At 71.2% G+C, this 20,073-nt stretch carries 17 protein-coding genes and 1 pseudogene; 13 read left to right on the top strand and 5 right to left on the bottom strand.

The features are described from left to right. Nucleotides 1-55 precede the first annotated feature (55 nt). Entirely contained in the window at nt 56-1,120 is a 1,065-nt protein-coding gene (locus AQI70_RS08440; RefSeq protein ID WP_062146035.1) for an MraY family glycosyltransferase, read from the bottom strand. Nucleotides 1,121-1,324: 204 nt separating this feature from the next. On the opposite strand from AQI70_RS08440, the gene AQI70_RS08435 reads away from it, so the two are divergent. Continuing rightward, nucleotides 1,325-3,619, top strand: a complete 2,295-nt coding sequence (locus AQI70_RS08435; protein WP_062146033.1) for a (Fe-S)-binding protein — start codon at nt 1,325-1,327, stop codon at nt 3,617-3,619. Between the two features lie 213 nt (nt 3,620-3,832). Beyond that, entirely contained in the window at nt 3,833-4,117 is a 285-nt protein-coding gene (locus AQI70_RS08430; RefSeq protein WP_003999360.1) for a zinc-ribbon domain-containing protein, read from the top strand. On the opposite strand, the gene AQI70_RS08425 is transcribed toward AQI70_RS08430, so the two are convergent. Together AQI70_RS08425 and AQI70_RS08420 are read right to left on the bottom strand one after the other, a co-directional pair. After that, complete coding sequence (locus AQI70_RS08425; RefSeq protein WP_244181525.1) at nt 4,114-4,830, bottom strand: DUF2637 domain-containing protein; 717 nt, start codon at nt 4,828-4,830, stop codon at nt 4,114-4,116. The two genes, AQI70_RS08430 and AQI70_RS08425, sit on opposite strands and share 4 nt — an antisense overlap. 419 nt (nt 4,831-5,249) lie before the next feature. Then, nucleotides 5,250-5,798, bottom strand: a complete 549-nt coding sequence (locus AQI70_RS08420) for a YciI family protein (protein WP_062146031.1) — start codon at nt 5,796-5,798, stop codon at nt 5,250-5,252. Between the two features lie 67 nt (nt 5,799-5,865). On the opposite strand from AQI70_RS08420, the gene AQI70_RS08415 reads away from it, so the two are divergent. After that, the gene (locus AQI70_RS08415; RefSeq protein ID WP_062146545.1) at nt 5,866-6,324 is read left to right on the top strand and encodes a GNAT family N-acetyltransferase; all 459 of its coding nucleotides are present in this window, start codon (nt 5,866-5,868) and stop codon (nt 6,322-6,324) included. A gap of 105 nt (nt 6,325-6,429) precedes the next feature. Beyond that, nucleotides 6,430-6,543 (top strand): annotated as a pseudogene (locus tag AQI70_RS38405) (calcium-binding protein); the annotation flags it as partial. Between the two features lie 21 nt (nt 6,544-6,564). Here the strand turns inward: AQI70_RS38405 and AQI70_RS08410 are convergent. Continuing rightward, nucleotides 6,565-7,089, bottom strand: coding sequence for a rhomboid family intramembrane serine protease (locus tag AQI70_RS08410; protein ID WP_062146029.1), 525 nt, complete (start codon nt 7,087-7,089; stop codon nt 6,565-6,567). A 285-nt stretch (nt 7,090-7,374) separates the two neighbouring features. Here AQI70_RS08410 and sigJ point away from each other — a divergent pair, with 285 nt between their 5' ends. Further along, complete coding sequence (sigJ, locus tag AQI70_RS08405; protein ID WP_062146027.1) at nt 7,375-8,289, top strand: RNA polymerase sigma factor SigJ; 915 nt, start codon at nt 7,375-7,377, stop codon at nt 8,287-8,289. A gap of 8 nt (nt 8,290-8,297) precedes the next feature. On the opposite strand, the gene AQI70_RS08400 is transcribed toward sigJ, so the two are convergent. After that, nucleotides 8,298-9,038, bottom strand: coding sequence for an SDR family oxidoreductase (locus tag AQI70_RS08400; RefSeq protein WP_062146025.1), 741 nt, complete (start codon nt 9,036-9,038; stop codon nt 8,298-8,300). Between the two features lie 322 nt (nt 9,039-9,360). Between AQI70_RS08400 and AQI70_RS08395 the strand changes: the two genes are divergently transcribed. From AQI70_RS08395 to AQI70_RS08360, 8 genes are all read left to right on the top strand, one after another. After that, on the top strand, nt 9,361-10,632 hold the full coding sequence (locus AQI70_RS08395) for an FG-GAP repeat domain-containing protein (protein ID WP_062146023.1): 1,272 nt from the start codon (nt 9,361-9,363) through the stop codon (nt 10,630-10,632). Between the two features lie 139 nt (nt 10,633-10,771). Continuing rightward, nucleotides 10,772-11,632, top strand: coding sequence for an alpha/beta fold hydrolase (locus AQI70_RS08390; protein WP_062146021.1), 861 nt, complete (start codon nt 10,772-10,774; stop codon nt 11,630-11,632). 45 nt (nt 11,633-11,677) lie between these two features. Beyond that, complete coding sequence (locus AQI70_RS08385) at nt 11,678-12,091, top strand: hypothetical protein (protein ID WP_062146019.1); 414 nt, start codon at nt 11,678-11,680, stop codon at nt 12,089-12,091. A 314-nt stretch (nt 12,092-12,405) separates the two neighbouring features. After that, nucleotides 12,406-13,791 (top strand): FG-GAP-like repeat-containing protein, encoded by a 1,386-nt coding sequence (locus AQI70_RS08380; protein ID WP_062146017.1) that lies wholly within the window; start codon nt 12,406-12,408, stop codon nt 13,789-13,791. A gap of 22 nt (nt 13,792-13,813) precedes the next feature. After that, on the top strand, nt 13,814-15,169 hold the full coding sequence (locus tag AQI70_RS08375; RefSeq protein ID WP_062146015.1) for an FG-GAP and VCBS repeat-containing protein: 1,356 nt from the start codon (nt 13,814-13,816) through the stop codon (nt 15,167-15,169). Nucleotides 15,170-15,436: 267 nt separating this feature from the next. After that, nucleotides 15,437-16,915 (top strand): VCBS repeat-containing protein, encoded by a 1,479-nt coding sequence (locus AQI70_RS08370; RefSeq protein WP_062146013.1) that lies wholly within the window; start codon nt 15,437-15,439, stop codon nt 16,913-16,915. Nucleotides 16,916-17,001: 86 nt separating this feature from the next. Next, on the top strand, nt 17,002-18,420 hold the full coding sequence (locus tag AQI70_RS08365) for an FG-GAP-like repeat-containing protein (RefSeq protein WP_062146011.1): 1,419 nt from the start codon (nt 17,002-17,004) through the stop codon (nt 18,418-18,420). Between the two features lie 165 nt (nt 18,421-18,585). Beyond that, nucleotides 18,586-20,022, top strand: coding sequence for an FG-GAP-like repeat-containing protein (locus AQI70_RS08360; RefSeq protein WP_062146009.1), 1,437 nt, complete (start codon nt 18,586-18,588; stop codon nt 20,020-20,022). The last annotated feature ends 51 nt before the right edge of the window (nt 20,023-20,073 follow it).

Raw genomic sequence — 20,073 nt, 5'->3', positions numbered from 1 at the left:
GTGTGCACGACGGCCCCCAACGGGTCAACAGAACTGAGTCGACGGGACTCAACTCTTATCCGTTCCTTACACGCAACGGCTCCCTGACCTGCGCAGATGTAACGCTGTCGGGCACTCGAACGGGTTCCCCGACGGGAAATGAAGGTTGACGACGGGGGCCGTAGGGCTTGATGTGCAGGAGCGCGAGTACGGCGACGAGGACCACCGCCCCCACCCAGAGCACCCCGGACTTCGCGACCCAGCCCATGTGCACGAGGACGCCGACGAGTACCCCGGCGAAGGCCCCGACACCCAGCAGGACGGTCACCCCCTGCGGGGTGAGGCCGAGCCGGCGCAGCCGGTGGGCGAGATGGTCCGGCCCCCGGCGCAGCAGCGGCCGCCCGGCCAGCCGGCGGGACAGCACCACGAGGAGTACGTCGGCGGTGGCGAGGGCGGTGAGCGCATAGAGGACGGCGAGGCTCGACACCGGATCGTGCCCGGCCCTCGTCATCACGGCCGACGAGGCCAGCACGAACCCGACGAACAGGGACCCGCACGCCCCGAGCCCGATCCGCGCGGGATGCCAGTTGTGCATGAGGAAACCGGTCAGGGCGGCGGCCAGCACGCTCAGCAGCACGGCGAGTTCGTCCATCACCTCGGCCGCCGCGCACAGACCGACACCGAAGGCGGTGACGACCCCGACGGTGCCGGCCAGCGCGTCCGCGTGGTCGAGCGCCTTGAAAGCGACGGTGACGAGGACGATCCAGCCGACGGCCAGCAGGCCGAGCGGTAAGCCCGTCTCGCGGTACGGCACCACGCAGGCCGCCGCCACGGCCGTACCGCCGATCAGGAACCGCGCCTTGACCCGCAGCACGTCGGCGACCAGCCCGAGCACGGCGACGCTGCCGGCGGCGATCAGCAGCCGCCCGATCCCCGGGCCCAGCGGGGCGGCTCCGGTCCACTCCATGCCGGCGACGACCATGCAGGTCGCGAGCACGACACCCGCACCGCCGAGCAGCGGCAGGGGTCTCAGCCGCCGGCGGTCCACGATGCCGAGGCGCAGAGCGGGCAGCCGGAACAGCGCCGCGAGGAAGGCGGCGAGGAGGAGGGCGCTGGTGGCGGCGGCGATCCCGTAAAGCACGGGCCTAGGTTAGTGCCGTATATACCATTTCGGGATGAATAACACGATCGGGCCTTAAGGCAAGCCTCAGCGACTCAGATCACCTCACCGCTGGCTACAGTGCGACGGAAGATGGGGGTAGTCTCAGACGGACTGCATAAGTTACCGCTTAGTAATCTCGAAGATTCCCTCGTAGAACCCCTCGCAGGCCCGAGGAGCCCCGAAATGCAACTCGCCGCGATCATCGTGTCGCTGGTCCTGACCGTGGTCGGCGTTGCGCTGCTCGCACGCGCCATCGGCCAGTTCGTCCGGTACTTCAGGCTCGGCCAGCCGGTCCCGGCCGGCAGCCGGACCGACAACCCCTACGCGCGCAGTGTGACGCTGGTGCGGGAGTTCCTCGGCCACACCCGGATGAACCGGTGGGGCATCGTCGGCATCGCCCACTGGTTCGTGGCGATCGGCTTCCTCACCCTGCCGCCGACCATCGTCACCGCGTACGGCCAGCTCTTCGAGGCCGACTGGACGCTGCCGGTCATCGGCGGCTTCCTGCCGTACGAGATGTACATCGAGTTCATCGGCGCGATGACCACCCTCGGCATCGCCGTGCTGATGGTCATCCGGCTGCTGAGCCTGCCGTCGCGGGCGGGCCGCAAGTCGCGGTTCGCGGGCTCGAAGATGGGCCAGGCGTACTTCGTCGAGTGGATCATCCTCACCATCGGCCTCGCCATCTACATGCTGCGGGCCCTGGAGGGCGCGCTGCACCACGTGGACCACTACGAGGCCGCGTACTTCGCCTCGTACCCGGTGATCCTCGCCCTGAAGGGCCTGAGCGTCGCGACGCTGCAGAACCTCGTCTACCTCTTCGCGATGATCAAGCTGAGCACGACCATGATCTGGATGATCACGGTCTCGCTCAACACCAACATGGGCGTCGCCTGGCACCGCTTCCTGGCCTTCCCGAACATCTGGTTCAAGCGCAACGCCACCGGCGAGACCGCCCTCGGCGCGCTGCAGCCGATGACCTCCGGCGGCAAGCCGATCGACTTCACCGACCCCGGTGACGACGACGTCTTCGGCGTCTCCCAGGTCGAGCAGTTCTCCTGGAAGGGTCTGCTGGACTTCTCCACCTGCACCGAGTGCGGCCGCTGCCAGTCGCAGTGTCCCGCCTGGAACACGGGCAAGCCCCTCTCCCCCAAGCTGCTGATCATGTCGCTGCGCGACCACGCGCACGCCAAGGCGCCGTATCTGCTGGCCGGTGGCGGCAAGACCATGGAGGGCGAGGAGAAGGCGTCCGAGGAGCAGCTCAAGGACGTCCCCGCGGCCGCCCTCGCGGAGGCCGAGCGTCCGCTGATCGGCACCGTCGAGGAGAACGGCGTCATCGACCCGGACGTGCTGTGGTCCTGCACCACCTGCGGCGCCTGTGTCGAGCAGTGCCCGGTGGACATCGAGCACATCGACCACATCGTCGACATGCGCCGCTACCAGGTCATGATCGAAAGCGCGTTCCCGTCCGAGGCGGGCACGATGCTCAAGAACCTGGAGAAGAAGGGCAACCCCTGGGGCCTGGCCAAGAAGCAGCGCCTGGAGTGGACCAAGGAGGTCGACTTCGAGGTCCCGGTCGTCGGCAAGGACATCGAGGACCTCACCGAGGTCGAGTACCTGTACTGGGTCGGCTGCGCCGGCGCCCTGGAGGACCGGGCCAAGAAGACCACCAAGGCCTTCGCCGAACTGCTGCACATGGCGGGCGTCAAGTTCGCGATCATGGGCGGCGACGAGAAGTGCACCGGTGACTCCGCCCGCCGCCTCGGCAACGAGCCCCTCTTCCAGGAGCTCGGCATGGAGAACGTCGCCGCGCTGAACATGGCCTTCGGCGAGGAGATGGACGACGAGGGCAACATCACGCCCGAGTCGAAGAAGCCGAAGTCGGCGAAGAAGATCGTCGCCACCTGCCCGCACTGCCTCAACACGATCGGCAACGAGTACCCGCAGATCGGCGGCGACTACGAGGTCATCCACCACACCCAGCTGCTCCAGCACCTGGTGGACGAGGGCAAGCTGATCCCGGTCACGCCGGTCGAGGGCATCATCACCTACCACGACCCGTGCTACCTGGGCCGCCACAACAAGATCTACACGCCCCCGCGCGAGATCATCGCCAGCGTCCCGGGCATCCGCAACGAGGAGATGCACCGCCACAAGGAGCGCGGCTTCTGCTGCGGCGCCGGCGGTGCGCGGATGTGGATGGAGGAGCGGATCGGCAAGCGCATCAACAACGAGCGTGTCGACGAGGCGCTGTCCTTGAACCCCGACATCGTCTCCACCGCCTGCCCGTTCTGCCTCGTCATGCTGACCGACTCGGTCAACGGCAAGAAGAACGACGGCAAGGCGAAGGAGTCGATCCAGGTCGTCGACGTCGCCCAGCTGCTGCTGGAGTCGGTCAAGACCCCGGTCCCGGACGACGAGCCCCCGGCGGGCAACGCCGAGACCGAGAGCGAGCCGGAGCCGGCGCCGGCGAAGTGACGACCGGCCCTGACGGCGGCTACGGCCCCGATGGCGGCTACCGGCCCTGACGGCGGCTTGCGAGGCCCCCTGTCCCGTGCGGGACAGGGGGCCTCGCGTCGTGCCGGGCCTGGCGGTTTACGGGCTCGGCATGCATGAAACTGGGCTGTGTGACCACATACTGTCGCGCGTGGGCAACGTACGGCAGGAATCGATCAGGAAGGACCACCCGGCGTGATCATCTTCGGCACCAAGGGCTACCTCTACCAGCTCGCGATACTCACGCTGGTCTGCGGCCACTGCGGCAACCCCTCCGCCCACACGCTCAGGAAGCGCGTCACGAAGTTCACGCTGTTCTTCGTGCCGCTGTTCCCGTTCTCGACCAAGTACGCGACGCAGTGCACCTTCTGTGGCGCCGAGCAGAAGGTGACCAAGGAGCAGGCGGAGCAGCTGCAGGCGCAGGCCGCCACCGGCGGGCAGCAGCCCTACGGGCAGCCTCAGCAGCCGTACCGGTCCTAGGAGCTCGACTGCTTGGGCCCGTTCACCGTGTCGGCGGCGTGCTTGGGGCCGGGCCGCGACGAGAACTGGCCGACCAGCTCGCGAAAGCAGACCAGCGCGGTGATCGGCGGAATGCCGACGACGACCATCCCCAGCAGGGAATCGGCCGACTGGCCGATGCACAGTGCCACCGCCGTCCCGGAGGAGATGAGCATCACGGCCCAGGACCGCCGAGCGGTTCTGCGCTGAAACGATGCTCGCAGAATGGACAGACCTGCCAGCAGCCAGGGCCCGTACACCGTCAAGGGCCACCAATGCGCCAGTTTCGGCGACACCACGAGCAGCGCGATGGAGCGCAGCTGATCGTACGAATACGAAATGGACCAGGTGAGCATCGTCACTGCGCACAGGGTGATGAGGGTGACCAGGATTCCGACGGTGAAGATCTTCGGGTTTCCGCCGATGATCTGAGAACTCGGCTGGGGCCGCCGGTGATGGACCGGGCGGTGCGGGGGCCTGTCCTTCTCCAGCGGGGGCGGAACCGGATCCGGGCGGAGAGCATCCGGGCGAAGCGGATCCAGACCCTGCGTCGTGCTCAGCATCTGCGCGAGCTCTTCGTCCAGGTCCCACCCGTCCGGCGAGATCGCCGGGTCGGGGACCTGCCAGAGGTGCTGCATGTCCAGCTGCTGAGTGTAAATAGGCTGTTCGTCTACCGCGTCATAGTCGGCCCTCATTGCTAGTACTTATCCCCTTCCATCGCTGCCCGGAGATATTCACGCTCCATACGGCTGATGGTTTTCAGGAAGTCCTCGAGCAGATCCGAGCAGTGTGTGATGCTTTCCGTAGCGGTCAGATCAACTGCCTGGCGCGAGCGGAACGGACGGGTCTCACCTGCGTGTGTTTCCTGCCAAGTCACGACCCGCATAACGAGCGCCACACGGGGGAGGACATCTGGCATTCGGGGGAATACGCGTAACGGTGATTATCGGGAAGATCAAATGGCACGGTCCGGGGCTGAAATTCGGAAAATGTATGCCGCGGTATTACGGATAGCCCAGACCGGTCACCACCGTTCGCCCTCCTGGCGGAACACCCAGCTCGCTCGGTCAGCATCTCGACCTCCGGCAGCCACAGCCCGTGCAGGTGCGGGGCGTCATCGCCGCCCGCCGAACTCCCAGTCGTGGACCTCGATGCCGGCATAGCGCTCCCGGGTCAGCACGGCGCGCGCGGTGTCCGGGTCCGGGGCCCTCAGCAGTGCCGCCGTACCCAGCCAGGTGGCGCCGTCGTCGGACAGCAGCGGGCCGTACGCGATCAGCTCGTCCCGGTCGGCCGGGACGACGAGGTCGGCGGGCTCCCCCGAGCCGAGGCCGAGCACCAGGTAGCGGCTGCCACCGGTCCGGCCGCCGGGGAACTCCCACATGGTGCGCCCCAGCAGGTTGCGCCACCGGCGCAGCAGCACGTCCCGGTACGCGCCCGCCTGGTAGTTGGGCTCGTCGAAGGCGAACGCGCGGGCGGCAGCGGCGTCGGGCAGGTCGACGATGTGCACACTGCCGGTGGGGGTTTCCCCGTCGGCGGCGAAGGTCGGGCCGCGAGCGATCAGCTCCGCCGCGTACCGGTCCATGTAGGACCAGTGCGCTTCCAGCAGTTCGTGGCGCAGCGCGACGGAGCCCGGCCGGTCGCGGTGGTAGCAGAAGAACTCCATGTCCCCGGACCCTTCCCGACGTACGGCGGCATCTCAACGGGATTCCGGGCGCGCTAGCGTGCCGATCATGGCGGACTGGGAGATACGGCCGGCCGTGGCGTCGGACGTCGAGGCGGTGGCCGAGCTGCGGGCCGTGGTGCTGCGCGCGGATCTGGAACGGCTCGGGCGGTACGACGACCGGCGGGTGCGGCAGCGGTTGCGGGACGGATTCGACCCCGCCCACACCTGGGTGATCGAGGTGGGCGGTACGTTCGCCGGCTGCGTCGCCCTGCGACCGGCCGGGGACGCCCACTGGCTGGAGCACTTCTATCTGGCCCCGCGTCACCAGGGCGGCGGCATCGGCTCCGGCGTGCTGCGCGAGCTGCTGGAGCGGTGCGACCGCGGCGGTGTCCCCGTCCGGCTGAACGTCCTTCAGGGCAGCGCGGCCCGACGGCTGTACGAGCGGCACGGGTTCACCGTCGAGACGGAGGATCCGGTGGATGTGTTCATGGTGCGCGGCACATCCCGGCCTGCCGGGCCACGGTAGCCAGGCGGACGACCAGGACATTGCCCGCACGCCACGCGGCTCAGCTTCAGTCCGGTCGACGGGCGCTGGGACGCCGGGTCCTTGAGCTGCCAGCCGTACTCCGCCAACAGCGGCGACGACACCGTGTACGGGAACAGCGGCAACGACAAGCTGTACGGCGGCCCGGGCAGGGGCACCCTCTCGGGCGGACCCGGCACCGACGCCATACGCCAGGACTGACTCCGCACGCCACCGGCCTCGTCAGGCTCCGCGCTGCCGCCGGAAGGCGAAGGCCGCGGCCACTCCGCCGAGCAGTCCGAAGAGATGGCCCTGCCAGCTGACCCCGGCGGCCGTCGGCAGCACGCCCCACAGCAGCGAGCCGTAGACCACGCCGACCAGGAGGCCCACGACGATGTCCCCGACGCGGCGATCGACGAAGCCGCGCGTCAGCAGATAGCCGAACAGCCCGAAGACGACGCCGGACGCGCCCGCGGTGGTGGAGTACGCGGGCGCCGTCAGCCACACGCCCAGACCGCCGGCGAGGACGATCACGGCGACGACGCCGAGGAACCGGCGTATGCCGGACACCGCGGCAAGGAAGCCGAGCACCAGCAGCGGCACGCTGTTGGCGGCCACATGGTCGAAGCCGAAGTGCACGAACGCGGCCGGCACGACGTCCCGGAACTCGCCGACCTCGCGCGGGCTGATGCCGAACGTGTCCAGGGCGTGGCCGCTCGCCACGTCCACGGCCTCCAGCACCCACAGCAGGGCGACCCAGCCGGCCATCAGAACGCCGGCGTCCCTGATCCGCGCACCCCGCGACCCGGGTGCGCGGCGCTCCGAGCCGTCCGGTCCATACCGAGACCCAGGCCCGTACTGCGATCCGTACGCCATGACCACTCCTGGCTTTGCCTCGTGTACTTCTCAACGCCGCGCCGCGCGATCCGGTTCCCGCGCCGGCGGACTGCTTGCCCGACAAGGCCGCCGTAGGATCCAGCGAGCGGGCCGTCCTCGCGCCGGAGGTGCGCCCGTCCCGGAGCACGGCGGTCGACCTGCGGAGGCATCGGCACCATGGACGAGCGGCAGCCGGTCGGCCACGACTCGCTGAACGAGGCGGCGGACGCGTTCCAGCGGCTGCGTCCCCGGCTGTTCGGCATCGCCTACCGCGTCCTGGGCAGCGTCTCCGAGGCGGAGGACGTGGTGCAGGACGTGTGGGTGCGCTGGCAGGGCGCCGACCGGAGCGCGGTGCTGGATCCCGGGGCGTTCCTGGCGAAGATCACCACGCGGCTGGCGATCAACGTGGCCCAGTCGGCACGGGTTCGCCGCGCGGCCTACGTGGGGCCGTGGCTGCCGGAGCCCGTGGACACCGGTGTGGATCCGCAGGTGGGCGCGGAGCGCGGGGAGGCGCTGGAGCTGGCCGTGCTGCTGGTCCTGGAGAAGCTGAACCCCGTGGAGCGGGCGGCCTATGTGCTGCGGGAGGCGTTCGACTACCCGTACGAGGACATCGCGGGCATGCTCGGGCTGAGCCAGACCAACACCCGGCAGATCGTCAGCCGGGCCCGCAAGCGGCTGTCCGCCGAGCGCCGTGCTCCCGTCGACACGGCGGAGCACCGGCGGCTGGTCGAGGCCTTCGTCGCGGCGGCGCGGCATGGTGACGTCGCCGCGCTGGAGGAGGTGCTGTCGGCCGACGTCGTCGCCTACGCGGACGGCAACGGTATGCGCGGCGTGGCACGGCTGGCGATCGTGGGCGCCGAGCGCGTGGCCAGGGTCACCGCCTTCGCCGGGAAGTTCTTCCCCGGGGCCGACTACGCGGTGGCCGAGGCCAACGGCCGGCCCGGCCTGCGGCTCGTCAAGGACGGCGTCACGGTCGCCCTGGTGAGCGTCACCGTCGGCGCGGACGGTGTCGACGGGCTCTACTGGGTCCTGGCCCCCGGCAAGCTGAGGGCGTACGAGCGGTCGGCACACCGGCTCACCGGCCGCCCGTAGCCCACGGGTCAGTTCCGCATCAGCCAGTCCTCGTAGCGGGTGGACGCGAGGTGCGCGGTGCCGTCGCCGACGAGAACCCCGTCAGGCATGCCGGCGAACAGGCCGGCGGTCTCGTCGGTGACGACCGTGCGGCCGTCGGGCTTCGCCGCCAGGGTGAGCTCACCGAGCCGGTCGAGCCGGTGGACCTCGGGGCCCGCGACGTCGCGCACGCCGTTCGACGGTTCCCCCTGGGCCGCCTCGGCGACGGCGGCGGCGACGTCGGCGGAAGCGATCGGACGCAGTCGCGTGGAGGGCAGGCGTACCTGCGCACCCTCGGTGGACATGCCCATCACCGGGGCGATGAATTCGAAGAACTGCGTGGCGCGCACGATGCTGTAGGGGACGCCGCTGCCGCGCACGGCCTCCTCCTGGGCGACCTTGGCCCGGTAGTAGCCGTAGTCGGGCACCTGGTCGACGCCGACGATGGACAGCGTGACGTGGTGGCGGACCCCCGCGTCCTTCTCGGCCTCGATCAGGTGCCGCGCCGAGCGGGTGAAGAAGTCCAGCGCCGCCTCGGTCTCGAAGGACGGCGAGTTCGACACGTCCACGACCACGTCGGCGCCCTTGAGGGCCTCGGCCAGGCCCTCGCCGGTGAGGGTATTGACGCCCGTGGAGGGGGCGGCCGCCACGGCCTCGTGACCACGGTCGCGCAGGAGCGCCACCACTTGCGAGCCGATGAGGCCGGTACCGCCGACGACCACGATCTTCATCACTGTCTCCGTTCGCCGATTCACTTCCCGACGGGAACCGGCGACGCCCGCCGGTCCCGGTGCGCCACGGCGCACACCAGCAGGACAGGGCAGCGGTCAGGTCTGTGACAGCTCCGGCGACATTCCCGAAGCACTCGTTATTCCCGAAGCACTCGTTGGCCGGAAAGCACACCCGCTCACCCGCCCCGGGCCGAGAAGGCCTGCGCAGGGCTGTCGCCCCCTCTCGAACGCGTGCATGATTGCGCAGTTGTTCCCCCTGATGCTGTCGAGGTGAGCGGTGCGCACGCGAAGAAACGGGAAATACGGGAGACCCACGGCGGCCGTGACCGGGACCGCCCTCGCCCTCGTCCTCGCCGCCTGCGGCCCCACCCCGGGCGACGACCCCGCCGCGGCCCGCAAGACCCCTGTCCGGGTGGCCGACGCCCCCGCCCGACTGCCCGTCCCGCAGGGCAAGGGCAGCAAGACCCCCGACGACTTCAACGGCGACGGCCACCGCGACCTCGTTCTCAACGACCTGGTCAAGGCCCAGGCCCACGCGGACGACGCGGGCATCGGCATCGTCTACGGCAGCGAGCGCGGACTCGTGCCGGGCGCGCGGCAGTTGCTCAGCCCCCGGCGGCAGGCGGCCCCGACCAAGGGCCGGCTCCCCGCGGTCTTCGACGCGGAGGCGTCCTGCGACCTGGACGGCGACGGTTTCACGGACCTGGTCGTCTCCACCGACCCGCCCTACGACGGCCAGGGCCGGCCCCCGGTGCCGTTGCAGCTCCTCTACGGTTCGCCGAACGGCCTGACCGGCAAGGCGGTCAAGCTGGTGATCCCGGCTCGCGCCCGGGTCGGCAACGACTGGCCCGACCAGCCGGTGTGCGGTGACTTCGACGACGACGGCGCGCAGGACCTGGTCGTGCACGCGTCGGGCGGCCAACTGAGCTTTCTGCGCGGCCCGTTCAGCCGCAAGGGCGCCCCACGGGCCGCGGGCGCGCCCGTCCCGGCACCCGGCAACGCCCCCACGGGCCCGGCGGCCGACGTCAACGACGACGGGTACGACGACCTGGTGGTCCGTACGGCGCAGGGCACGGGGGGATCGGCGATCGTCCTCGGCGGCCCGGCCGGCCCGACCCGCACGGGAGCCGTCCTTCCCGCCGGCATCGACGTCGCCCTCGGCACCTTCGGCAAGGACAAGTCCGGCCTGGACGCGGCGATCGGCACCATGGACGGAACGTTGCTGCGCTACGACCTCCCGGCAGCCGCCGTACGCGCGACCCTGGATGTCCCCGGCTCGATGCTCGACGCCGCCGACTTCGACGGCGACGGCCTGAGCGAACTCCTCTCCAGCGGCTCGCGGTTGCGGGTCCTGCGCGGCCGTACGGCAGGACTCGCGACGTCGGGCATGGTGACCGTGGCACCGCCCGCGCGGGGCACCACGCGCGTCGTGACGGCCGGCGACTTCGACGGGGACGGGCGGGCGGACCTGGTGGTGCGGTCGTACGTCGGCGAGACGAAGGACACCGTGGCCGTGTATCCGGGGACGAAGAAGGGGCTGCTGGCGGCGGAGCCGTCGGTGACGTTCTCCAGCTCGGGGTTCCTGGTGCCGTAGGGACTGTCGTCGGAACTGCCGTTGGAACGGCCGTAGGGACTGCCGTAGGGGCACGCCTTCCGTTTGGTTTCCTAGGGACTCTAGGTTATACCTAGAGCCCCTAGGAAAGCTGAGCCCTGCCCAGAAAAGGAGCCCTCTCATGACCGACCCGGCCACCGGCAGCCTGCGCGTGCCCGGCGCGACCCTGCACTACGAAGTGCGCGGCCGGGGCCCCCTCCTGCTGCTGATTCCCGGCGGGGCGGGCGGCGCGGCCTCCTTCGACGGCGTCGCCGACGACCTGGCCGCCGAGTACACGGTCGCGACCTACGACCCGCGCGGCATGTCCCGCAGCCCGCTGGACGACCCCGAGGCCGAGCAGCACGTGGCCGAGCACGCCGACGACGCGTACCGGCTGCTGGAGCTGCTGTCGCCCGACGAGCCGGCCCGGGTGTTCGGCGCCAGCTCGGGCGCGATCACCGCCCTGCACCTGCTCACCGCACATCCCCACCGCGTCGCACGCGTCGTGGCGCACGAGCCGCCGACCGTGGAGGTCCTGCCCGACGCCGCCGCCCAGCGCGCGCTCCTCGCCCGCGTGCAGGAGACGCTCCGCACCGAGGGGCTCATGCCCGCGATGGCCATTCTCGCCGCCGGCCTGCAGAAGGACGGCGACCCCGCCGAACAGAAGGCCGAGCTCGAACTCCCGCCACAGGCGGCGGCGCGGGCCGAGCGGACGATGGCCAACCTGCCGTACTTCGTCGGCCGTATCGTGCCCCGCTTCATGGCCCACGTCCCGGACCTCGCCCGGCTGCGGATGCTGTCGGACCGGCTCGTGCTCGCCTGCGGCCACGACTCGCGCGGCGAGCTGCCCCACCGTACGGCCGCCCGCCTGGCCGAGCGTCTCGGCACGGACCTTCTGCACTTCCCCGGCGGCCACACCGGCCTGACCACGCACCCCGCCGAGTTCGGCGCACTCCTGCGCAAGGCTCTCGAACCGAGCGGGCCGTCCGCCCAACTCCCGTGATACACCGGGGAGATCACCGTCCCGCGAGCAGAAAGGCCACCGCCTGTGGACCGTCCGACGACCTCGACTCCGCTGCCGGCCGGCACCAAGGTGCTGTCCATCGGGCTGCATCCGCGCGCGCTCGACTACAGCCGGATGCCCGACGGCGTCGACGAGGCGGGGCTCACCGCCCGGATCGAGGCCGCGAACGCGGCGCTGCGCGAGGCGGGGTTCGACGCCGTCCCGTGCCTGATCGACGCCTCTGCGGACAGCGCGGAGGCAGCCGTCCGGGAGCACCTCCAGGAGCATGCGTTCGGGCTGGCGATGATCGGCGGCGGCGTCCGCATGATGCCGGAGCACACCCTGCTGTTCGAGCGGCTCGTCAACGTCCTCACCGAGACGGCGCCGGGGATCCGGCTGTGCTTCAACACGACGCCGGAGGACACGGTCGAGGCGCTGAGGCGGTGGGTCCGGGCCTAGCCGAGGCGGCGCATCGCCGCAAAAGCCAACCCGCCTCGGCCAACCCGCCTCGGCCAACCCGCCTCGGCCAACCTGCTCGGCAACCCACTGGGCCAATCTGCCTCGACCGCCTCGATCGCCTCGATCGCCTCGATCGCCTCGCCGCCTCAAGAATTTCCCGAACTCACGTACAACCCTTGCGCCCCACCATGCGTCTCCTGATCGCCACCGGACCGTGACCGCGGGGACAACTCCCGGCACACACGGACGGACCGGCGTCCCACCGACTGCGGATGCCCCGCCGGGCATCCCCGCATGCCGCAGGAGAACCCCGCATGCACAAGCGCAACCCGCGCCTAGTCCTCGCGACGGCGACCGCCGCCGCGCTGACGGGCGGTCTGCTCACCCTCACGACGGCCACGCCGGCGACGGCCGCGACCGGACAGTACGCGGCCGACTTCAACGGGGACGGCTACAAGGACGCCGTCGCCGCCGCCACCCAGGCCCGGGTCGGCGGGATGTGGTGGGCGGGTGCCGTCGGCATCGCGTACGGCTCCTCGGGCGGCGTCGGCCGTACCGCGTCCGTCAGCCAGAACACCACCGGTGTGCCCGGCGCGGCCGAGGACTACGACGGCTTCGGCGAGGCCGTGGCGGTGGGCGACCTCAACAAGGACGGCTACAGCGACCTCGTGGTCGGCGCCCCGTACGAGACGGTCGGCGACGACGAGCAGGGCGGTGCCGTGGTGATCGTATGGGGCTCGTCGACCGGTCTGAAGGGGGCGACGACCGTCAAGGACCCGGCGCCCACCAAGCACGACCGCTGGGGACAGGCCCTGGCCGTCGGCGACTTCACCGGTGACGGACGGCCCGACCTCGCGGTGGGCGCCACCGGTACCACCCAGTGGATCATCAAGGGCGGCTTCAGCAAGTCCGGCACGACGGGCGCGAAGATCACCTACACGACGACCTGGACCGGCAGCGGGGGCGTACGCCGGCTCGTGTCCGGCAAGGTCAACACCGACGCCAAGGCCGATCTCGTCGTCGGCGGCCGCTCCAAGCTCTCCTCCGAGAACCACCTCGACCACAACCACCTCTACTTCGGCACGACTTCGGCCCCGACCAGGCAGCGCGAACTGCCGTACGGCACCCAGCTCGCCATCGCCGACCTGAACAAGGACGGCTACGGCGACGTCGTCACCGGCTGGACCCAGACCGCGACCGGCGGCACGATGGCCGGCAACGGCCCGGCGGTGGTGTCGTACCTCTCCTCCTCCGGCGTCACCTCCACGCTCCAGCTGCCGTGGCCCGGCATCCCGTCCGTCGGCGACATCAACGGCGACGGCCACAAGGACCTGGCGCTCGGCGACCCCGACGACTCCACCGAGGCGGCGGTCGGCGGGGCCGTCCACCTGCACCACGGCGCCGCCGCGGGTCCGACCGCGGATGCCGTGACCCTCACCCAGAACTCCGCCGGTGTGCCCGGCTCCGCCGAGACGAACGACTTCTTCGGCGAGAGCACCCTGCTCACCGACCTGAACAAGGACGGCAAGGCCGATCTGGTGACCGCCGCGAACGGCGAGAACGACGGCGACGGCCTCGTCACCGTCCTGAAGGGCTCGGCCTCGGGCATCACGACGTCCGGCGCGACGACGTACGGCCCGAGCGCCTTCGGCATCTCCACCGGCGACGACCCCCGACTCGGCATGATCATGGCCGGCTAGACCCAAGGAGCTCCCTCCACCCATGCGCAGACACACCTCGGCGGCCCTGGCCGCCACCCTCCTCACCGCGGGCCTCACCCCGCTCGCCCTGAGCGCCCCGGCGTCCGCCGCGGTCGCCAAGCACTACGACGACTTCAACGGCGACGGATACCGCGACGTGGCGTACGGCCACTACTTCAAGGGCATCTCCGGCGCCGACGGCTGGGAGGGCGGCGCCGTCAACGTCGTCTACGGCAAGGCCGGCGGCCTCGACACCTCCCGCACCCAGGTCGTCCACCAGGACAGCGCGGGCGTCCCCGGCACCGGCGAAGAAGACGACATGTTCGGCGAGTCGATCAGCAGCGCCGACCTCAACAAGGACGGCTACGCGGACCTGGTCGTCGGCAACCCGATGGAGTCGGTCGGCAGCGCGCAGTACCGCGGCTCGGTCACCATCGTCTGGGGCTCCCGCTCCGGCCTGTCCGGCGGCACCAACGTGACCCCGAAGTCCGGCGCCGGCAGTTACTTCGGCCGCGACCTCGCCACCGGCGACTTCAACGGCGACGGCTCGCCCGACCTCGCGGCCATCGGCGGCAGCGAGGCCTGGCTGTACCGCGGCGGCTTCACGAAGTCCGGTACGACGGGCAGCGTCAGCAAGATCGACAAGACGGGCCAGGGCTGGTACTCCTCCGGCCTCGCGGCCGGCAAGGTCAACGGCGACGGCAAGACCGACCTGGTGGTGCTCGGCGAGCAGTTCATCGACAACAAGCCGGTCCCCCGCGTCTGGTTCCTCAAGGGCGCCTCGGGCGGCCTGACTTCGGGCGCCTCCAAGACGTACACCAGCGCTCCCTGGACCGCGGCGATCGGCGACTTCAACAAGGACGGCTACGGCGACATCGCCGTCGGCCTGCCCGAGAACAACGGCGGCAAGGGCATCGTCAGCGTCTGGCGCGGCACCTCCTCCGGCCCGAGCGGCTCGATGACGTACAACCAGGCCAGCTCCGGCGTCTCCGGCAGCCCCGAGGCGGACGACAACTTCGGCTACGCCGTCTCGGCCGGTGACACCAACGGCGACGGCTACGCGGACCTGGTGGTCGGCGTGCCCCACGAGGACGTGAACGGGCTGGAGGACCAGGGCGGCGTCCATGTGTTCCGGGGCGGCTCCGGCGGCCTGGACGGTGCGCGGTCCTCGTGGATCCCGCAGACGGTTCAGGGTGCGGCCGACTCGCACGAGTCCTTCGGCTACGCGCTCCGCCTGCGTGACGTGACGGGAGACGGCAAGGCGGACCTGGGCATCGGTGCGGCGGACGTCAGCGTGCTGCTGCGCGGCTCGGCCGGTGGGCCGACGACGACGGGGCTGACGGAGCTGCCGGAGATGGGCGGGGCGTTCAGCGACTGAGGTGACGTATGAGGGCGGCGAGTCCGGTGGCCGGGGGTGGTGATCACGGTCCCGGGCTCGTCGCTTTCACAGGCACCGGATCACGAGGAGTCCCAGCGGTCTCAAAATTTACCGAACTCACGTACAACCCTTGCGCCCCACCGCAGGTCTCCTGATCGCCGACCGGCCCGTGAACCCGAGGACAACTCCCGGCGAACACGGCGCGGTCCGCACCCCAATGACTGCGGATGCCCGCCAGGCGTCCCCGCATGCAGCAGGAGAACCCGCATGCACAAGAACCACCTGCGTCTCGCCCTCGCGACGGCCACCGCGGCCGCGCTCACGGGCGGACTGCTCACCTTCACGGCGGCCACGGCGACCGCCGCCGACTCCACCGCCGTCCCGCACGCCGACTTCAACGGCGACGGCATCGGTGACGTGGCCTTCTCGGCCCAGGACGCCTACGTCGGCGGCAAGAAGGGCGCCGGCCAGATCGTCGCCCTCTACGGCACCGGCAGCGGCGTGTCCTCCGCCAAGCGCACCACCGTCAGCCAGAACACCACCGGCAGCCCGGGTACCGCCGAGTCCGGCGACTGGTTCGGCGCGGACACCGCGTACGCCGACTTCAACGGCGACGGCTACGACGACATCGCCGTCGGCTCGCCGGGCGAGGACGTCGGCAGCGACGTCGACGGCGGCGGCCTGGCCATCCTGTGGGGCTCGGCCTCCGGCATCACCGGCAAGGGCGTCACGGTCGCCGACCCGGCCCCCTCCTCCCACGACCGCTGGGGCAGGACCCTCGCCGCCGGCGACTTCGACGGCGACGGCAAGGCCGACCTGGCCGTCGGCAGCTCCGCCACCACCGTCCACGTCTTCAAGGGCGGATTCAGCAGCTCCGGTACGGCCGGCGGGCGTTACACCTTCAAGCCCGCGATCCGGGGCGACGCGGGCGGCCCGCTGAACCTGACCGCCGGCAACATCAACGGCGGCCCGGAGACCGACCTGGTCGTCGACGGCTTCGAGACCGAGACCGACTACGGCTGGAACCGCAACTACTTCATCCCCGGCAGCGCGAGCGGCCTGCAGGTCTCCCAGGCCGTGGCCCTCAAGCCCGGCGTGATCACCGCGATCGGCGACATCGACAAGGACGGCTACGGCGACATCGTCAGCGGCGCCTACTGGAACGCCACCACGGAGGACGGCACGACCGTCCCGGACTCCGCCAACGGCGGCAAGGTCTGGGTGACGTACGGCTCCGACGGCGGCCCGCTCACCTCGTCGGCCACCGGCATCACCCAGAACACCGGCAACGTCCCCGGCACCTCCGAGGGCAACGACTACTTCGGCTACGAACTCGACCTCGGCGACGTCAACGGCGACGGCTACCTCGACCTCGCGGTCGGTGTCGCCGGCGAGAACATCGGCAGCGCCGTGGACACCGGCATGGTCACGATCCTCTACGGCACGGCGGACGGCCTGAACACCAGCTCCGGCGCGCAGTCCTTCGCCCAGAGCACCGCGGGCGTCCCGGGCGAGGACGAGGACGACGACGCGCTCGGCATGGACGTCAAGCTGGACGACGTCACCGGCGACGGCAGGGCCGACCTCATCGCGGGCTCGGGCGAGAACAGCGGCAACGGCGCGGTCCTCTACCTGCCCTCCAACGGCACGAAGATCACCACCACCGGCGCCCGCACCGTCTCCCCGAGCACGTCCGGCGTCTCGACGACCGGCGCGCCGTACTTCGGCTCCAACTTCGCCGACTGAGCGGCCCGCAGACCACCCCACCCCGTCGTACCACCTGTGAGGCCGGGCCCCCGGGCCCGGCCCCTTTCCCGCCCCGGAGCCTCCCCTTGCGCAAGCGCACCCTCCTCGTCGCCGCCACCCTCACCACCGGCCTCCTCACCGCCCTGCCCGCCGGCCCCGCCACCGCCGCCCCCTCCGGGCTGGCCGGCGACTTCAACGGCGACGGCTACCGTGACGCCGCGGTCGGCGCCCCCTGCACCGATGTCGGCTCCGCGAGCTGCGCCGGCGCCGTCGTCGTGCTGTACGGCTCGTCGTCCGGTGTCTCCGCCACCCGCAAGGCCGTGATCACCCAGAACTCCACCGGGGTGCCGGGCACGGCCGAGTCGGGAGACGTGTTCGGCGCCGCACTGGCCGCCGCCGACCTGGACCGGGACGGCTACTCCGACCTCGTCGTCGGCGCCTCGGGCGAGAGCATCGGCGACCGCCAGGGCGTCGGCTCCGGCACCGTCCTGTGGGGCGGCCCGTCCGGGCTGTCCGGCGGCAAGGGCCTGCCGCAGCCCTCCACGCTCGCCGAGTGGGGCGGCTTCTCCCGGGGCATCGCGGCCGGCGACTTCGACGGCGACGGCGACACGGACGTCACCCTCACCGGCCAGAGCCACACCCGCCTGTACCTGGGCCCCTTCACCCGCACCGGCGGCCCGCTGAGCCACTACCGCGTCGGCGAACTCGGCACCACCTTCGAGGTGACCGCGGGCGACATGTCCGGCGACGGCGCCGCCGAGCGCGTCTACCCGCACGCCGTGGACGGCGACTCCGGCGGCCAGATCTTCTACTACCGCAGCTCCGGCCCCGGCGCCGGGTACACCCTGAACGAGCTGCCGAACGCCGACGGCTTCCCCGGCTCGATCGCCGACATCAACGGCGACGGCTACGGCGACCTCGTCCTCGGCGACCACACGGACCCCGCGAGCCACAAGCCCGGCGGCCACCTGGGCGGCCAGATCACCGTCTGGTACGGCGGCCCGAACGGCCCCGACCCCGCGCAGACGCCGACCGTCGTCCACCAGGACACCGCCGGCGTCCCCGGCGCGGGCGAGGCCGACGACGCCTTCGGCGCGGCGCTGAGCACCGGCGACATCAACGGCGACGGCTACGCCGATGTCGCGGTCGGCGCCTCCGGCGAGGACCTCGGCACGGCGAACGAGGCCGGCTCGGTGACCGTGCTGTTCGGCTCGGCCTCCGGACTGACCACCACGGGCGCCACGTCCTACACCCAGAACACCTCGGGCGTGCCCGGCACCGCCGAGGCCTGGGACCGCTTCGGCTCCGCCGTCGACCTCACCGACCTGACCAAGGACGGCAAGGCCGACCTCGTCATCGGCGTCGACGGCGAGAACTCCGCCGGCGGCGTGTGGACCCTGCGCGGCACCGCCACCGGCCTGACCACGACCGGCGCCAAGGGCCTGACCGCCGCCGACGTCTCCCTCAAGTACGGCCGCAGCTTCGGCTCGGTGATCGCCCAGTGACACACCGCCGGCCCGCCGGTGGATTCACCGTGCGCACGCGTATCACCACCGCCGGCCTCGCGGCGGCCTCCGGCCCCGGGACGACGGGCGTGTCCACGGCGGGCAGCCCGGCGTACGGCGCGGCCCTCGACTCCTGACACCCGAAACGGACTTACGGACTTCACCATGCGCAAACGCACCACCCTCCTGCTGGCCGCCACTCTCACCACCGGCCTGCTCACCGCCCTGCCCGCCGCCACGGCGACCGCCGCGCCCTCGGGCCTGTCCGGCGACTTCAACGGCGACGGCTACCGCGACCTCGCCGTCGGCGCGCCCCTCGCCAAGATCGACGGCAGGAGCAACGCCGGCTACGTCGGCATCGTCTACGGCACCGCCGGCGGCCTGGACACCGGCAAGCGGCAGGTCGTCAGCCAGCTCACCGACGGCATCCCCGGCGTCCCGGAGACCGGCGACCACTTCGGTGACCGCCTCACCACCGGGGACCTGGACGGCGACGGCTACACGGACATCGTCGTCGGCGTGCACAGCGAACGGATCGGCTCGACCGACGACTTCGGCGTGCTGACGGTGCTGTGGGGCGGGGCGACCGGCATCAAGAGCGGCACCGACGTCAAGTCGCCGCTCCCGGAGAACATCTACGAGCTCGGCTGGTCCGTCGCCGCCGGCGACTTCAACGGCGACGGCGCCACCGACCTGGCCGCCGCGAGCGTCTCCTCTCCCGCCCTGAACATCTGGAACGGCCCCTTCACCCGCTCCGGCGAGGTCGTGGAGTGCCTCTCCATCGACACCCAGGAGCAGACCGGCGTCAGCACCGAGAAGCTCGTCGCGGGCGACGTCACCGGCGACGGCATGACGGACCTCCTGGTCATGGGCCAGGAGGAGATCACCGGCGGCCAGCGCACCCGCAGCGTCCTCTACAAGGGCTACCCCTCCGGCCCGATCCCGGGCGGCAAGGTCGCGGGCGGCTACGACGCGGCCATCGCCGACGTCGACAAGGACGGCTACGGCGACATCGTCACCGGCAACTTCATGGAGAAGTCCACGAGCGAGCCCAACGGCGGCCTCGGCGGCGCGATCACCGTGACGTACGGCGCCGCGAACGGCCTGAGCACCCGCACCCCGGTCCGGATCACGCAGGACACGACGGGCGTGCCGGGCGCCTCGGAGAAGAACGACGCCTTCGGCTGGAGCCTCGCCGCCGGCGACACCAACGGCGACGGCTACGCCGACATCGCGGCCGGCGTCGCGAACGAGGACTTCAGCGGCAGGACGGACGCCGGCTCGGTCGTGGTCCTGCGCGGCTCGGCCTCCGGCCTGACCGGCAGCGGCGCCAAGTCCTTCTCGCAGGACACCAGCGGTGTACCGGGCGGCGCCGAGTCCTACGACTACTTCGGCCACTCGGCCTTCCTCACCGACGTCGACAAGGACGGCCGCGCGGAGCTGATCACCGGCGCCCGCGGCGAGAACGGCGGCGCGGGCGCCGTCTGGGCCCTGCGCGGCAGCTCCACCGGCAGCACGGCCACCGGCGCGAAGACCTTCGGCAGCACGACGCTGGGCGGCCCCTCGGGCCTCGCGTACTTCGGCGACGTACTGACGGGCTGACCCGCCGTCCCCGGGTGAACTCCCTTACGGGAGAAGTAAGGGAAAGGCGTG

Origin of the sequence: Streptomyces curacoi, assembly GCF_001513975.1 — a bacterium.
Taxonomy (GTDB): domain Bacteria; phylum Actinomycetota; class Actinomycetes; order Streptomycetales; family Streptomycetaceae; genus Streptomyces; species Streptomyces curacoi.
Note: the sequence above shows the minus strand (reverse complement) of the source record. Positions and strands in the feature narration are given on the sequence as shown.

Coding starts and splice junctions, on each gene's coding strand:
- AQI70_RS08435 (WP_062146033.1), top strand. CDS start 1,325: ATGCAACTCGCCGCGATCATCGTGTCGCTGGTCCTGACCGTGGTCGGC.
- AQI70_RS08425 (WP_244181525.1), bottom strand. CDS start 4,830: ATGAGGGCCGACTATGACGCGGTAGACGAACAGCCTATTTACACTCAG.
- AQI70_RS08420 (WP_062146031.1), bottom strand. CDS start 5,798: ATGGAGTTCTTCTGCTACCACCGCGACCGGCCGGGCTCCGTCGCGCTG.
- AQI70_RS08415 (WP_062146545.1), top strand. CDS start 5,866: ATGGCGGACTGGGAGATACGGCCGGCCGTGGCGTCGGACGTCGAGGCG.
- AQI70_RS08410 (WP_062146029.1), bottom strand. CDS start 7,089: ATGGCCGGCTGGGTCGCCCTGCTGTGGGTGCTGGAGGCCGTGGACGTG.
- sigJ (WP_062146027.1), top strand. CDS start 7,375: ATGGACGAGCGGCAGCCGGTCGGCCACGACTCGCTGAACGAGGCGGCG.
- AQI70_RS08400 (WP_062146025.1), bottom strand. CDS start 9,038: ATGAAGATCGTGGTCGTCGGCGGTACCGGCCTCATCGGCTCGCAAGTG.
- AQI70_RS08390 (WP_062146021.1), top strand. CDS start 10,772: ATGACCGACCCGGCCACCGGCAGCCTGCGCGTGCCCGGCGCGACCCTG.
- AQI70_RS08380 (WP_062146017.1), top strand. CDS start 12,406: ATGCACAAGCGCAACCCGCGCCTAGTCCTCGCGACGGCGACCGCCGCC.
- AQI70_RS08375 (WP_062146015.1), top strand. CDS start 13,814: ATGCGCAGACACACCTCGGCGGCCCTGGCCGCCACCCTCCTCACCGCG.
- AQI70_RS08370 (WP_062146013.1), top strand. CDS start 15,437: ATGCACAAGAACCACCTGCGTCTCGCCCTCGCGACGGCCACCGCGGCC.
- AQI70_RS08360 (WP_062146009.1), top strand. CDS start 18,586: ATGCGCAAACGCACCACCCTCCTGCTGGCCGCCACTCTCACCACCGGC.